General features: G+C 63.3%; 14 protein-coding genes. 13 read left to right on the top strand and 1 reads right to left on the bottom strand.

Annotation, left to right across the window (positions count from 1 at the left end; genetic code table 11):
* The first annotated feature begins 35 nt into the window (after positions 1 to 35).
* From LC490_RS01175 to LC490_RS01205, 8 genes are read left to right on the top strand one after another with little or no spacing between them, the layout of a single operon-like run.
* The gene (locus tag LC490_RS01175) at positions 36 to 413 is read left to right on the top strand and encodes a hypothetical protein (RefSeq protein ID WP_223618999.1); all 378 of its coding nucleotides are present in this window, start codon (positions 36 to 38) and stop codon (positions 411 to 413) included.
* Positions 413 to 961, top strand: a complete 549-nt coding sequence (locus LC490_RS01180; protein WP_223619000.1) for a hypothetical protein — start codon at positions 413 to 415, stop codon at positions 959 to 961. The genes LC490_RS01175 and LC490_RS01180 overlap by 1 nt, the downstream gene beginning before the upstream one ends.
* A gap of 52 nt (positions 962 to 1013) precedes the next feature.
* Complete coding sequence (locus LC490_RS01185; RefSeq protein WP_223619001.1) at positions 1014 to 1772, top strand: hypothetical protein; 759 nt, start codon at positions 1014 to 1016, stop codon at positions 1770 to 1772.
* Entirely contained in the window at positions 1772 to 2206 is a 435-nt protein-coding gene (locus LC490_RS01190) for a DUF6631 family protein (protein WP_223619002.1), read from the top strand. Before LC490_RS01185 ends, LC490_RS01190 begins: the two co-directional genes overlap by 1 nt.
* A 56-nt stretch (positions 2207 to 2262) precedes the next feature.
* Positions 2263 to 2391 (top strand): hypothetical protein, encoded by a 129-nt coding sequence (locus LC490_RS24370; RefSeq protein WP_255610577.1) that lies wholly within the window; start codon positions 2263 to 2265, stop codon positions 2389 to 2391.
* Positions 2388 to 2609: a DUF4175 domain-containing protein gene (locus LC490_RS01195; RefSeq protein ID WP_223619003.1), complete on the top strand. Its 222-nt coding sequence runs from the start codon at positions 2388 to 2390 to the stop codon at positions 2607 to 2609. Before LC490_RS24370 ends, LC490_RS01195 begins: the two co-directional genes overlap by 4 nt.
* A complete protein-coding gene (locus LC490_RS01200; RefSeq protein WP_223619004.1) occupies positions 2590 to 3066 on the top strand; it encodes a glycoside hydrolase family 104 protein in 477 nt (158 codons plus the stop codon). The genes LC490_RS01195 and LC490_RS01200 overlap by 20 nt, the downstream gene beginning before the upstream one ends.
* Positions 3063 to 3359 carry a hypothetical protein gene (locus tag LC490_RS01205; protein WP_223619005.1) on the top strand — a complete coding sequence of 99 codons (297 nt, stop codon included), beginning with the start codon at positions 3063 to 3065 and terminating at the stop codon, positions 3357 to 3359. Before LC490_RS01200 ends, LC490_RS01205 begins: the two co-directional genes overlap by 4 nt.
* A 183-nt stretch (positions 3360 to 3542) precedes the next feature.
* Here LC490_RS01205 and LC490_RS01210 read toward each other — a convergent pair whose 3' ends face one another.
* Complete coding sequence (locus tag LC490_RS01210; RefSeq protein WP_223619006.1) at positions 3543 to 4010, bottom strand: hypothetical protein; 468 nt, start codon at positions 4008 to 4010, stop codon at positions 3543 to 3545.
* A gap of 200 nt (positions 4011 to 4210) precedes the next feature.
* On the opposite strand from LC490_RS01210, the gene LC490_RS01215 reads away from it, so the two are divergent.
* From LC490_RS01215 to LC490_RS01235, 5 genes are all read left to right on the top strand, one after another.
* Positions 4211 to 5959 carry a diguanylate cyclase gene (locus tag LC490_RS01215; RefSeq protein ID WP_223619007.1) on the top strand — a complete coding sequence of 583 codons (1749 nt, stop codon included), beginning with the start codon at positions 4211 to 4213 and terminating at the stop codon, positions 5957 to 5959.
* 140 nt (positions 5960 to 6099) lie between these two features.
* Complete coding sequence (locus LC490_RS01220; protein WP_223619008.1) at positions 6100 to 6276, top strand: hypothetical protein; 177 nt, start codon at positions 6100 to 6102, stop codon at positions 6274 to 6276.
* Between the two features lie 167 nt (positions 6277 to 6443).
* A complete protein-coding gene (locus LC490_RS01225) occupies positions 6444 to 9704 on the top strand; it encodes a tape measure protein (protein ID WP_223619009.1) in 3261 nt (1086 codons plus the stop codon).
* Positions 9705 to 10483: 779 nt separating this feature from the next.
* Positions 10484 to 12061 (top strand): hypothetical protein, encoded by a 1578-nt coding sequence (locus LC490_RS01230; RefSeq protein ID WP_223619010.1) that lies wholly within the window; start codon positions 10484 to 10486, stop codon positions 12059 to 12061.
* Entirely contained in the window at positions 12061 to 12996 is a 936-nt protein-coding gene (locus LC490_RS01235) for a hypothetical protein (protein ID WP_223619011.1), read from the top strand. The genes LC490_RS01230 and LC490_RS01235 overlap by 1 nt, the downstream gene beginning before the upstream one ends.
* The last annotated feature ends 1 nt before the right edge of the window (position 12997 follow it).

The raw sequence follows: 12997 nt of genomic DNA on the forward strand, positions 1-12997 counted from the left end.
CCACTTGGACCTTGTTGCAGCGGGTCGCCGACCGGTTGACCGACATCCGTATCGACCGCGAGTATCGAACCAACATCGGCTCGGCAGTCGCGCTGGAGCCGGCCCAACATCCCGACGACGATGCGCTCGGCCTGACCCTGGCGGCCCTGGGCATCCAGCGCGATGTCAGCAAACCCCATGGTCAGCATCGAGTTCTGCAGGCGTTGGCCGAAGCAACGGTACCGGCGTCGCTGGTCGACGCCCAGGCCCGGTCGCATGCGATCGCCGCGGACATCGAAGACGCGCTCGCTGACTGGATACCGTTGCCGAACGCCCTGCCGGTGCAGGTCGAGGACATCGTGTTTCTTGATCGGCCCGAAGGTCTGCCGGTGGTCGCCGTCCAGGTTGCACTGACGATCCGCTATCGCCGCTGATGGACCTGTCTATCGATGCGGATGCTGCGCTGGACGCCGCCAAGCGCATCAGCGAGATCCCGGCCAAGGTCACTCTGGCTCAGCGGCGAGCCTTGGGCACGTTGCGTCGCCGTTGGCCGGTGATCGCCCGTCGCGATATCCAGACCGAGTACGCCCTGTCCGCCACGCGTATCCGCGCAGGCTTGAGCGTACGAACGACCGCGAGCGGGATGGAACTGGTCGGCGTCGCCCGCGGTGTGGGCCTACGGAACTTCGCCTCAAAACGCAGCGCTGATGACCGCGGTCTGGACTACACCGCGGTCCGAGGCCGGCGCAGCTTCAAGCGTTCCGGCTTCCATCGCCGTCACGGCGGCGTCGACATCGCCTTCGAACGCACGCCGATCGCGGGTCCGAAGCGCGTGCCGCGCACCCCGATCCGTCGCCTGTACGGGCCGTCGCTGGCCCAGATTCTGCGCAAGGGCGACCGCCCTGAGCGCATGGGCCAGGCCGGCCTGGACGTGATCACCGCCGAGATCGATCGGCTGCTGCTGCGCTCACTGCGCCGCTGAACCGGCGGCCGTCTGGCCGCCCCGACACCCCTATATAGGAGCAACGCGACCGATGGCCGCGCAGGACCTGTTTTCCTTTCAGGGCAAGGTCTACCTTGCCCAACGCAAATCCAATGGCAAGTCCGGCCCGCTTCGTTGGGTCGGCAACGCCCCCCAATTGCAGCTTGCGCTGGAGGTCCAGAACTCGGACAAGACCGAGTCGTTCAGCGGCAACCGGATGCTTTACGGCCGCCTGGTCCAGAGCAAGACCGCCAACGTCAACCTGACCCTGGACGAAGCCACGCCGGAGAACCTCGCCGAGGGCCTGTACTCGATTCCTGCGACCTTGCCGGCGGGCGCAATCAGCAACGAGCTACTTCCGCCCGGCCTGAAGGCCAACGACCTGATCGCGCTCGACCGCGGCTGGATCAGCGAACTGTCGTTGACCGACAGCGCCACGCCGCCGGTCACGGTTCCCGCTGCGAATTGGTGGACCGAATCGGCGTCGTCGGGCCTGATTGGCCTGCGCAAAGTCGATGGCCTGACCCAACCGTTCAAGGCGACCTATCAACACGGCGAGACGGTCAATATCGCCCTGTTCAACACCCCGCCTCCGGAGCGGATGCTGTTCCTAGACGGCATCAATACGGTCAACGGCCGCCGGGCGAAGGTGACGCTGTACCGCGTCGCGTTCAATCCCATCGAGCAGCTCGACCTGATCTCCGAGGAGTGGGGCAGCCTGCAGCTGTCCGGTGCCGCGCTGTTCGATGAGGCCCGGGCGCTCGACCCGGACCTGGGCGGGTTCGGGCGGATCGAGATGGTGAGGGCGTAATGGCGCGCAAGATCAAACGCCCCAAAAGCCCGCCGGCCGATGACCTAATCGTGTTGCAGCCCAATCGGGTGCTGTCGCTCGGCGAGCACACTGTGACCGTGCGGGAGCTGGGGTTCTTCGAGAGCCTGCGGCTGCACAGCGAGATTGCCGCGCTCGTCGCCGACCTGGTCGAGCAAACCGACGACGGCAACATCGACCTGGGCCGCCTGCATCGGGTCTGCGCCCAGCATCCGGACGCTACCGTCGAGTTGCTCGCGCAGGTCAGTGATCAACCCGTCGAGCTCGTGCATTCGCTCAACGCCGCGCAAGGCGACTTGCTGCTGCTGACGTTCTGGGCGATCAACGCCGATTTTTTTCTGCAGCGCGTGATCGCGGCGCTGGAACTGCGACGCGCGACGCCGGCAGCGACTGGCCCAGCGTCCTCGCCACCCTGATCGACCACGGTCACGACTGGCCTTGGATCGAGCACGCCACCTCGCGCCAACTCGCCTTGTTCTACCGCGTCGCCATTCAGCGCGAACGCGCGCTGCGCGCCGAGCGCATCGAGGACGTCAATGCCGGCTTCGCCGGTGGACGCGACGTCACCGCCTTTATTCAATCCCTTCGGAAGACCCCATGAAGCTGATCGAGAACTGGCGCCACGCATGGCGCTTCGTAAGTGTGCAATCGATGACTCTGGCCATCGCCCTTCAGGGCGTGTGGCTGAACCTGCCCGACGACCTACGGGTGCATGTGCCCGGCCGGATCGCCGCCAGCGTAACGGCGAGCCTGCTCCTGCTCGGCCTGATCGGCCGCCTGTTCCAGCAGCGAGGTCCGGATGGCACGACTCTCCGCTGAGCAGGCCGGCGGCCAAAACGTCCTGGCGTTCCTCGACATGATCGCCCACGCCGAGGGCGTCGAGCGCTTCAGCGAACACGGCGGCTACGACGTGCTGGTCGGCGGCGGTCGATTTACCAGCTACGTTGAGCATCCGCGCAAGATGATCTGGCTGCCGAAGTACCGCATCCACTCCACCGCCGCCGGTCGCTATCAGTTCCTGTGGCGCACCTGGAACAACCTACGCAACCGCCTGAAGCTGCCCGACTTTGGCCCTGCCTCGCAGGACCACGGCGCCATCGAATTACTGAGTGAGACCGGTGCGTTGGCCGACATCAAGAAGGGCTGGATCAGCTCGGCCGTGCGTAGGTCCCGCAAGACCTGGGCTTCGTTGCCCGAGGCCGGCTATGGCCAGCGCGAGGTGCCAATGGAGAGCTTGCTCGCCGTATACGAAAAGGCGGGAGGCCAGATCGCATGATCGCGCTCAAAGTCTGGGCGACGACGCTATTGACCGCGTTGGCCGCCGTACTGGCGGCCTTCGGCTGGGGTCGTTGGCGAGGTCGCCAACGGGCCCGCGACGAGGCCGAAAGCCGTCTGGCTGCCAGTGAACAACAGGCGGCGATAGCCGAGCGCGTCGCGGAACATTCCCAAACCCGATCCGAGGTCGACACCCTTGTCCACCAACTTCCCGATGCCGAAACCACACCGGTGGCGGAGGCTGTGGCTGATTCTGCTGCTGACCGGCTGCGCAACGAATGGTCGCGTGACTGAGGCCGGCACCTCGGGCTGCGAATGGGTTCGCCCAATCTACGTCTCTCAGCAGGATGTCTTGACTGATCCAACGGCACGCCAAATTCTGGCTCACAACGAGACCGGTCGCCGCCTTTGCAATTGGAAGCCTGGCAAGAACTATCGGTCAGCACCGGAGTGATTCAGCATCTCCGGATGCGGCGATCATGTCCGCCCCATGTGGGCCCTGACCAGGCAGGTCGCGTTCCCAATAAGCGCAATTGCGATGCTCGCGATCCAAAGCCAATAGCCGATGTCTTTGGAAATAATCGCGCCGGAATGACCAGCCTCGTTGACGATGATTTCGTGGCGGAAGAGGAAAGCGCCGGCGGTAGCCAATGCGGCTGCGGCAAAAATCCCACCAGCTATAAAGTGCTTCTTCCAGAGCAGCAGCCAAGAAAGAAACAAAGCTGGATTGGCATACCACTCAAAGACACCAATTAGAGGACCAAGGAATCCCATCAGCAGTTTCTCGTAGGCAAGGCCACTGTGCATCTGGCTGCTCGCCGCCGACTGCACCGTGTATGCCGGCAGTACCAGGCACACAACGAAAGAGAGCAGGCTAAAGGCAAGAAACTTTTTGATCACCCGCCGTTCGGCTTCATCGGAAGGTCTGGCTGTACTTGTGCTCATTAGGCTTTGTCTTCCTTGGAGGGGCTTGGATCGAAACCGAAGAGTCTATCGGAACCCGTATTTAGCCACTGAGGCATGGGATTTTGTCCTTTGCACAAAGGCGACCAGTGCAAAGCACATTCTGCGAGGCCCGCTCTCGGGATCGGTATTGGCTTTGAATCTCTCGCGGCGACCTCCAGAGCGATTGTCCGCAGGAAACCGTGACCCGCCTCACCGTCCGCCTGCCGGCGCTCTCGGTATTCTGGGCTAAGCCTGGAGGGCTGTGGATGGAAGGATTCCGAAAGCACATTACCAACGCGCTTGCGTTGCTGGCGCTCTGGCTGGTCGCGACCGGCGCCATGGGAGCCGACTTCCGTCTGGAACGATTGGAGTCGTCGAGTGCTATCTCCTCGGAGCGCATTATCGATGGCACCCGCGATCGCGACTTCCGTTCGGTCAGCAGCACTGAAATCGTCAATCCCACGGCGGCCCCACAGTGGTGGCGTCTGGTCTTGGAGCGTTCGGTCGCAGACACTGAGCTGCCGCAACTGGTCTTCACCCATCCGAATCGTAAGACCATCGAGCTTTGGCAGCCTGGACAGGCGACCCCGCAACGTCGGGCCACGCTTGATGCGGAAGGTCGGGGAGTTCGGCCCTCGCGCTTTCATGTCTTCGCACTAGCTCCGACGCTGCGTGCTGGCGACATCCTTTACTTGAGGGTCGCCTCCGCAACCCGGACTCCGGCCGCGGTATCGATAGCCCCCTTTGGGCAGGTGTACGAAGCCGAGCTCGCCCATGTCCGCTATCGCACGTCGGTGCTAGTGGCTCTGGCGCTGATCTCCGTGTTGGCGTTTGGCTATTTCATAGCGCTTAGTGAGCGCGGCTATGCTTATCTCGGTCTGACCTTGGCGGCGCAGCTGGCGAAGTTGACGATCGACGGCGGCGAGATTGGCCAATGGCCCTGGCTGGCCGAGATGGCCGCTGATCGCCGGGCAAACATCGTCATCAGCACGGCCGCCGTTCTGGCCGGAGTTCGATTCATTGCGTTCTTCCTCGGCTTGCCCCAGCACCAGCCGCGTGTCGCGCGAGCATTGGATATTTGCAGCATGCTGCTGGGCGGATTGCTTTGCGTTTCGGTCATTCAGGTCTGGTCGGTCAGCGCCTACTTCGGTAACTCCGTGATGCTTGCGGCCTTCGCGATCATCGCCATAGGTGGGTTCCGGGCACTTCGGCGCCGCCAGCGCGAAGCGCTGTATCTGTTGATTGCGTGGGCACCGGTAATGGCCATCCTGGTTGCGCTCGTCGGCGGCTACCAAGCGTGGTGGCCGATGACCGATTGGATCGAGTCGTCGCTCCCGGCGGGTTTGGCGTTCAGCGGTTTCGGACTGTTCCTCGGATTGACCGATCGGCTGCGGCAACTGCGAAAGGACCGAGACACGGCGCAGCAGCGTTGGACGTTTGACAAGCTGACCGGGGTCATTACCCGCGATGCCGTCGAGGTGATGCTCTTGGAACAGATGGATCGCGCGCTTCGGTTCAAGCACCCCTTGGCGGTCATCTTCATTGATATCGATCGGTTCAAAGAAATCAACGATCGCTATGGGCACTCGGCAGGCGACGACGCGATCCGCGTCGTGGCACTACGCGCGCGCAACTGGCTGCGTACAGAGCACTTGATCGCTCGCTATGGCGGTGACGAGATGCTGGTGCTGCTGTACAACCACGATCAGTTCGCGGCTCTCCAAGTAGCTGAGGACTTGAGGCTAGCGGTGACGCAGCACCCGTTGGCGGTACAGGGCCAGCTCGTACCCGTCACGCTGAGCATGGGCGTTGCCGATATGCAGCCGGGCGATACGCTCACCGATTTACTGAATCGGGCAGACGCGGCCCTGTATCAGAGCAAGATGAATGGGCGGAGCCGTGTCACTGCTCACGGCATAGTGGCCGCCACGCCATTCGGCGCGACCTAGCCGGACTGTGATCGGGGAATCTGTGAGGCACATCAACCTCTAGTGCAAAGGCACTGGGGCTAGGGTCCGTGCGGGCTAGATTGGGGCACGGCCGATGGGGACATGGCCGTACCTATCCATCATCCCTAAGGACCTAAGCCATGAAGCTCCATCGACTCGTTGCCGTAGCCGTTTCGATCAGCCTGCTCTTCTGCGTCGGCTGCGAAGTGCCCACACCACCCAACATGATCGAGGCCAGTGCCAAGGCGGCAGGTGAACGGGCCAATCGCCTCCTGGTCGAATCGTCTAACACCGCATACGCCGCACCACGGCACTGAGTGCTTCGCGGCTTCCTTGCCGCCGTTTGATGAACCTCTTTAGAGCCGCTGAGGTCAGACCTCAGCGGCTCTAGCTTTCGTGGACGCCGAGCGCGTCCGTCTTCTCATCTCTCAAAGCGCTCTGGTCGCTGACGCGACCGGTGCGTTTTGGCGCGCGCGAACACTTCATGGCCAACCGCGACACCACGATCACACTGTTGATCAAGGCCAACGCCGCACAGCTCAATCAGGCGCTGGAGCAAGCGGGAGTGCGTGCCCGCGCCCTTGGTAACGAAGCCGAGAATGCGGGTCGCCGAAGCAGCAAGGGATTCCAGCAAACCCGGAACAGCGTGGCCGCCATCGGCCAGCAACTCGACCAAGCCAGGACGCAGCTTCTGGCGTTTGTCGGCTTGCAGAGCGCGGGCGACGCGGTCGGCGGCCTGGTCCGTGCGGCCGATGGATACGCCAATCTCTCGGCCAAGATCAAGCTCGCCACGACCTCGCAGGCCGCGTTCAATCTGGCCGACGACGCGGTCTTTGCGATCTCCCAGCGAACCTCGACTGCCCTCGATTCGACGGCCACCTTGTTCGGCCGGCTCAGCAGTGCGCTCAGGGACCAAGGCGGATCGCAGCGCGAAGTCCTCGGGCTGACCGAGACGATCAACAAGGCGCTCGCCGTCTCCGGCGCCACCGCGGCAGAAACGTCGTCGGTCATCGTGCAGCTGAGCCAGGCGTTCGCCGCCGGCCGGCTCAGTGGCGACGAGTTCAACTCGATCAACGATGCCGGCCCACGCTTGATGAAGGCGCTGGCAGACAGCATGGGCGTCACGGTCGGCGAGCTGAAGGCCTTGGCCGAAGCGGGCAAGCTGACCAGCGAGCAGCTCCGTATCGCCTTCTCCGGTCAGCAGGCGAAGAAGATCGCCGCCGAGTTCTCGCAACTGCCGCTCACGATCGAGCGCAGCTTGGTCCAGCTCGATAATGCGTTCACCCGATTTATCGGGCAGCAGGATCGGGCCAGTGGCGTTTCGGTCGCGGTCGCCAGTTCAATCCAAGGGCTGTCGCAGAACTTCGATAGCCTCTCGGCAGTGATCGGTGTGGTCGCGGTGGCGGCGCTAGGCCGGCTGATTGCGACGCTGGCCACGGCCGGTGCGGCGAAGGTATCCGCCCTGCGGAAGACGCAGCAACTGGCGCAGGAAGAACTGGCGCAGGCGCGCGCGGCCGAGGCGGCTGCACAGGCCGAGCTCGCACGCGCCCGGGCCCTGGCGATATCCGGCGCTGGCGCCACGCGGGTGACCAGTGCCGAGGCCGGACTGGCCGCCGCGCAGGCCCGGACCGCGGCGGCGACTCAGGCGGCTACGGCCGCCTTGGGCGCGAAGGCCATCGCGATCCGCAGCCTTTCGTCGGTGCTGACGTTGATGGGCGGGCCCCTCGGCTTGGCGATTACCAGCGTAACCCTGCTCGCAGGCGCGTTCGCGACGGCGAGCGCGAACGCCAGTGCGGCCCGGGCCGAATTCGAAAGCACCATCAAAGCCGCCCAGCGATTCCGCGAGCAGCAGGACGTCGATGCCGGGGTCGATGCCGGCAAGCGGTTGATTGCGCAGCGCGATCGGCTGCGCAAAGAGCTGGAAGATCTGGAAGGTATCCAGAAGGGTGGGGGTGGCTTCCACATCAACCAGGGGCAGAGCGCAGGGCGCCTTCTATACGGCGGCGAGCTGGAAGACGAAATCAAACGCGTGCGCTCGCAGTTGGAGCGAACCAACAAGGAGTTCGACCAAGTTCGAGGCTCGCTGGGCGAGCTGCGCGCCGCGCAGGCCAGTGGCGGACGCACCCGGGTACAGGTCACCAAGCAGGCCAATGACTTCACCAAAGCGCTGACCGAGCAGAACGAATCGCTCAAGGTGGAGCGGATCGAACGCGAGAAGGGGCTGCGGGCGGCCCTGGAGTACCAGGCGGTGAAGGCGGCAGGCGTCAAGGACGCCACGCAGCTGACCGATGCGATGCGCAAAGCGATTGACGTGCAGGTCCGCGAACACGAAGCGGCCGCGGCTGCCAGCAATGCGGGTCGTGCGCAGACCAAGGCTGTTCGCGATGCCGAGCGCCAGCGCAAGGCGGACGAGCGCAAGTTGGCTGCTGATCAGAAGAAGCAAGCGCACGCTGACGCCAAAGAGAAGAAGGACGATGGCGCACTGGATCGTACGGTCCAAGATGTCGACATCGCACTGTTGCGCAACCGCGGCGACGACGCAGCGGCGCGCAGGAAGGAGTTGAATCTTGAGTACAAGCAGGCGCTAGCCGATCTTCAGTCGAAAGGCCGCACCGCCGATGCGCTCAAGGTTCAACTGCGCATCGACACCGACGTGGCGAAGGTCGAGCTGGAAGACCTGCAAGCCCAGGTCGACCGCGTGTTCGGCGAGCAGTCCCGGCAAGAACAATCCATCCAGACACGTCAGCAAGCCGGTCTCCTGACCGAAATTGGTGCGCGTCGGGAGTTGATCGACCTGCATGCCCGCACCGCGGCCGAGGTCGAGCAGCTCTTGCCGAAGATGGATCAACTGGCAGCCAAGACCGGCGCGCCGGAATCGATCGAGCGGGTCCAGGATCTGACCGCGCAGGTCGCTGCGCTCAAGGTGCAGTCGAATGAGCTAGTGGTGACGCTCACCAACGGCTTCGAGTCTGGCCTAAGCAACGCGCTCGAAGGTCTGGCTACCGGCACGCTGACATTGCGCCAAGCGCTGACCGGCCTGGTGCAAGATATGGCGCAATCGCTCGCTCAGCTCGCATCGCAGCAGCTGGCAGCGATAGCGACCGCCAAGCTGATGTCGCTTGTCGGCAAACTGGCCGGTGGCAAGGGCACTCCGGATCTCGCTCAGCCCGATCCGGTGCAGGCCGCTGCTGCGGGTGCGGCCTACGCCGTGCCGATCACGGGCGCCTCAGTCGCGCTCGGGGCCGCCGGTACGGTGGTGATGAATGCAGCGATCGCGATGCAGACCGCGGCGACCACGATGCTGGCCGCCAATGCCACCAAGTCGGTGACGGGTTTTGCCGCAGGTGGCTTCACCGGCATCGGCCCGAAGTATGCTCCGGCCGGTGTCGTTCACCGCGGCGAGTTCGTGCACCGCCGCGAGGTCGTTCGGCAGCCCGGCGCGCGGTCGTTTCTGGAGCGGTTCAACCGTATTGGTATGGCAGCGATTGACGGGCTACGCGGTTATGCATCGGGCGGATTCGTCACGCTGGCTCCGGGTGCGCCGGCACTGTCACGCGCACCGATGGCCGAGCGAAGTTCAACCACGTCTGATGCCGGTCAGCGTCGATCACAGATCACTAACGTCCTGTACCTCGACCCGCGCGAGATCGTGAACGTGATGAGCACCCAGGCAGGCCGTCAAGTAATCCTGTCCACAATTCGCGCCAACGCGCCGACCGTTCGTCAAGACATAGCAGCACTTTAGCCCTGGCCGATCAGGTGCGGCTAGCCCGTTCCTCTAATTGGGCATGATTGTCCTCGCCCGTTGACTGTCCAACTTAAGAGGGGGGTTCTATGAGACTCAGCATGGTGACATTGACGGTCGTCGCCTTGGCAACCTTTTCATACCCAAGCCTGTCGGAGGTGAACGAGACCCATCGATTTACAATCGGCGAGGATCACGACAAAGCTTCGCTACAACCTATGTACGAGTGCGAAACGGCGCACTCTGCGGTGGTCCAAGACCGATGCGAAGTAAAGATGCCTAATGGCAGCCCCTTAGCTTATCGAGCTACCGCACCAATCCTGATCTCTAATCCCGACGGGGGACGCTGCGGATATTCGATCTATGAGTTCACATGCATCAATATGCCAGAACCATCGCGAGTCTCGAAGTTCACCATAGGGCAGTTTGATAGTGCTGCTCCAATAAAACCTAGGTACGACTGTGGAACCGACGCCGAAGTTGTGGCGCAGAACGCATGTACCATCCTGAATGCTGGAGTACCCGAAAAGTTTCCCTTCACGGTACAAAGGCAATCTACGAAATCTGGAAATCGATGCGGCTACTCGGTTTGGGAAATCAAGTGCCGAGATTACCCCGCCTCATTCCGTTCAATGGCTAATTAGCGCGAAGCTGTTTAGCGAACTTCGACGCCGCCTAAGATGGCGGCGTTTTTTGTGCGGATTACAGCGCACCGCTAGCACCCAAACTTTCCATTGCGATCGGTCCCAAGTGCCGGTTGCACTTCCTTTTTTCATGACATGACACTTCGCACCGGCATCGCATCCGACTACTTCGACTTCCTCAATCAGCTTGAATCGGCCTTGTGCAGCGAAGGGCACGCCTGGGGTTCGCTCTATGCGGGCGCCGGCAACGGCACACTGATGGGTTCGGACGGTTCGACTGGGGGCTACCGCGGCGGGGTCGCGTCCGTAGCGGAGGCTTTCACCGTCACCGCGCTCGACACCGAGCGCTTCCAAGTAGTCGGCACCGCCGCGGGCGATCTCGGCACCGCGCGGGTCGGCCAACTATTTGAAACCGATCGGCTGCGATTCCGGATCAACGCGGGTTCCGTCCCGTTTGTTGCGGGCGACCGCTTCACCCTGAATACCTCGCCGGCTTGGACGTTGGTGCGACGCTACGGGTGTCGGAACGCCAACGCACGGACTACCAACTTCGCCAATCCGATCGCCGTCTTCGACAACCGCATGGACACCGTAGCCACGCGTCCCGTCGCAGACCTACCGGCTCACGCTACGATCGAAATGATCGGGCCGACCTCGGTCAGGGCAATGACACTCGGCATCGGCGACAGCGGCGCGCGCGGCCCGGCCGCGTTCGCGCTGCAACGCTCCGATGACGGCGCGACTTGGGCGTCCGTGCAAGCCTGGTTGGAACAGACGTGGCCGACCGCCAAGATGCGGCGCACGTACCCGGTTACCAGCGCGGCACCGTCTGCACGGTTCTGGAGGGTGATGATCACCGCGGCAGCGGGGGGTGATCCGCTGGAAGTGAACGACGTCAGCTTCCACACCGATCTCAATGCCGACTTCGAGCTGGAGGACCGGGCGCAGTGGATCGTGCAGGCGCCGGGCCTGGACGGGCAGAAGGCGATCTTCTTCGGTGCTGAACTGTACGAAGATGCCGCGCGGGCGGCCTACAACCTCAATTGGTACGGTTTCCGCTCGCACAACCCGCTGCGCAGCCTGCGTACCCAGATTAACGTCAGCGGGCTGCGCTGCTTGCCGCTACGCAACGGCCCACTTGCCTACTGGCTGGCCATCAATGGCCAGCGCGTCGCCATCGTTGCCCGAATCGGCACTGTCTACGTCAGCGCCTATCTGGGCTTCGTCAACGCCTACGAGCCGCCGTCGATTCACGAGTACCCACTCGCAATCGGCGCGTGCGGCTCTGTGGAAATACTGACTCCGGACATGACCGATGCCAACTTCCGATGCTTCTTCGATCCTGGCCGCTATAGCCTGGTCGCGAATTACCCGGACAACGTCTGGCGGGTGCACGCCAATCGGTACGCTGTCGGAGCGAACGAGTATGGCGACAGTGAAACCCCGGGCAAGGTCTATCCGAGCGCCATGTCCACGTCCGGTGATCGCGCGTATCTGCGCGAGAACCTCGACGGTTCTTCGCCCATTCTTCCGCTGATCCTCGGCAGCTCGAATCCGCGACACGCGCTCGGCGAGTTCGACGGATGTGGTTGGACCACCGGGTTCAGCACCGCCTCGGAGTCACGCATCGACCATGAGAGTACGGCCTGGATGGCGTTCCAGAACGCCTTTCGCACTTCGCCCGATAACTACTTTGCCCTGAAGCTGGACTGATGGCGTACGCGACTTCCGCAGCAAGCGATCCCAATGAGCTGCTCGACAAGCTGCGTCTGTTCGCTCAGGGCGACGGTTGGATCGTTGATGGGCTGCGCGATCGCACGGCCAAGGTCGGGAAGGCACTGAGCCTGCATGCGGGCCAGTTGTACGCGACGTTCCTGACCGAGCTGACCGGTGGCGACGGCAACCGGCCTCCACCGTTCGTGGGGGCCTTCGGCCACACCGGCTATGTCGCAAGCGCCAATGCCGACGTACAGAACGAAGCCAGCGCGGTTGCCTGGACCAACTACGCCCAGGGGCCGTACAGCGCCGTTCACTTTTTCAGCCAAACCGCGCCCCAGCCTTACCTGCACATCGTGCTGGAAACCCAGGCCGGCACGTTCAAGCACTTTGGGACCGGCCGCCTGATCACGGCGGGGGCGGTTCACACCGGCCAGTACGTCTACGGCAGTCAGTGGTATTACGACGCCAACTACATCAACAGTCCCGACGATCAACGCCATGCCGTAGCGTTTGATGACAACTGGTACAACTTTGTCTCGCCGGTAACGCGGGTGCGCGCCGACTACGACGGCGCTGCGCCACGGTGGCATTCCGTATCGGACTCGGACACGGATACACGTCGGCTGCTGTGCGGCTGGCGGGGTAAATCGGCGCCGACCAATCTGCTGAAAGACCTGGGGCACAGCACGCTCACCGGGCGCGCACCAGGGCAGCCGCTATGGTGCGCGGTGCCGCGGGGCGCCGGTCTGTTCTCGGACATCGGCCACCCGCCGGATCTGCGCTTCATTCGTCTGGACAGCTACGCCCCGGGCGAGGAACTGACCCTGGGCAGCGACCGCTGGAAGCTGTTCCCGGTCCACCGCAAGAACGGACCCGCCGGCACCCCCAACAGCGGCGTCTACGGCTACGCCTACCGCATCACCGACTGAG

The sequence above is a fragment of the Lysobacter sp. ESA13C genome, from assembly GCF_019970005.1.
In the GTDB taxonomy this organism is placed as follows: domain Bacteria; phylum Pseudomonadota; class Gammaproteobacteria; order Xanthomonadales; family Xanthomonadaceae; genus Lysobacter; species Lysobacter antibioticus_B.

What these genes read in the sequence shown, in the direction of transcription:
- LC490_RS01180 (WP_223619000.1), top strand. Translation starts at nt 413, where the DNA reads ATGGACCTGTCTATCGATGCGGATGCTGCGCTGGACGCCGCCAAGCGC.
- LC490_RS01185 (WP_223619001.1), top strand. Translation starts at nt 1,014, where the DNA reads ATGGCCGCGCAGGACCTGTTTTCCTTTCAGGGCAAGGTCTACCTTGCC.
- LC490_RS01190 (WP_223619002.1), top strand. Translation starts at nt 1,772, where the DNA reads ATGGCGCGCAAGATCAAACGCCCCAAAAGCCCGCCGGCCGATGACCTA.
- LC490_RS01195 (WP_223619003.1), top strand. Translation starts at nt 2,388, where the DNA reads ATGAAGCTGATCGAGAACTGGCGCCACGCATGGCGCTTCGTAAGTGTG.
- LC490_RS01200 (WP_223619004.1), top strand. Translation starts at nt 2,590, where the DNA reads ATGGCACGACTCTCCGCTGAGCAGGCCGGCGGCCAAAACGTCCTGGCG.
- LC490_RS01205 (WP_223619005.1), top strand. Translation starts at nt 3,063, where the DNA reads ATGATCGCGCTCAAAGTCTGGGCGACGACGCTATTGACCGCGTTGGCC.
- LC490_RS01210 (WP_223619006.1), bottom strand. Translation starts at nt 4,010, where the DNA reads ATGAGCACAAGTACAGCCAGACCTTCCGATGAAGCCGAACGGCGGGTG.
- LC490_RS01220 (WP_223619008.1), top strand. Translation starts at nt 6,100, where the DNA reads ATGAAGCTCCATCGACTCGTTGCCGTAGCCGTTTCGATCAGCCTGCTC.
- LC490_RS01225 (WP_223619009.1), top strand. Translation starts at nt 6,444, where the DNA reads ATGGCCAACCGCGACACCACGATCACACTGTTGATCAAGGCCAACGCC.
- LC490_RS01230 (WP_223619010.1), top strand. Translation starts at nt 10,484, where the DNA reads ATGACACTTCGCACCGGCATCGCATCCGACTACTTCGACTTCCTCAAT.
- LC490_RS01235 (WP_223619011.1), top strand. Translation starts at nt 12,061, where the DNA reads ATGGCGTACGCGACTTCCGCAGCAAGCGATCCCAATGAGCTGCTCGAC.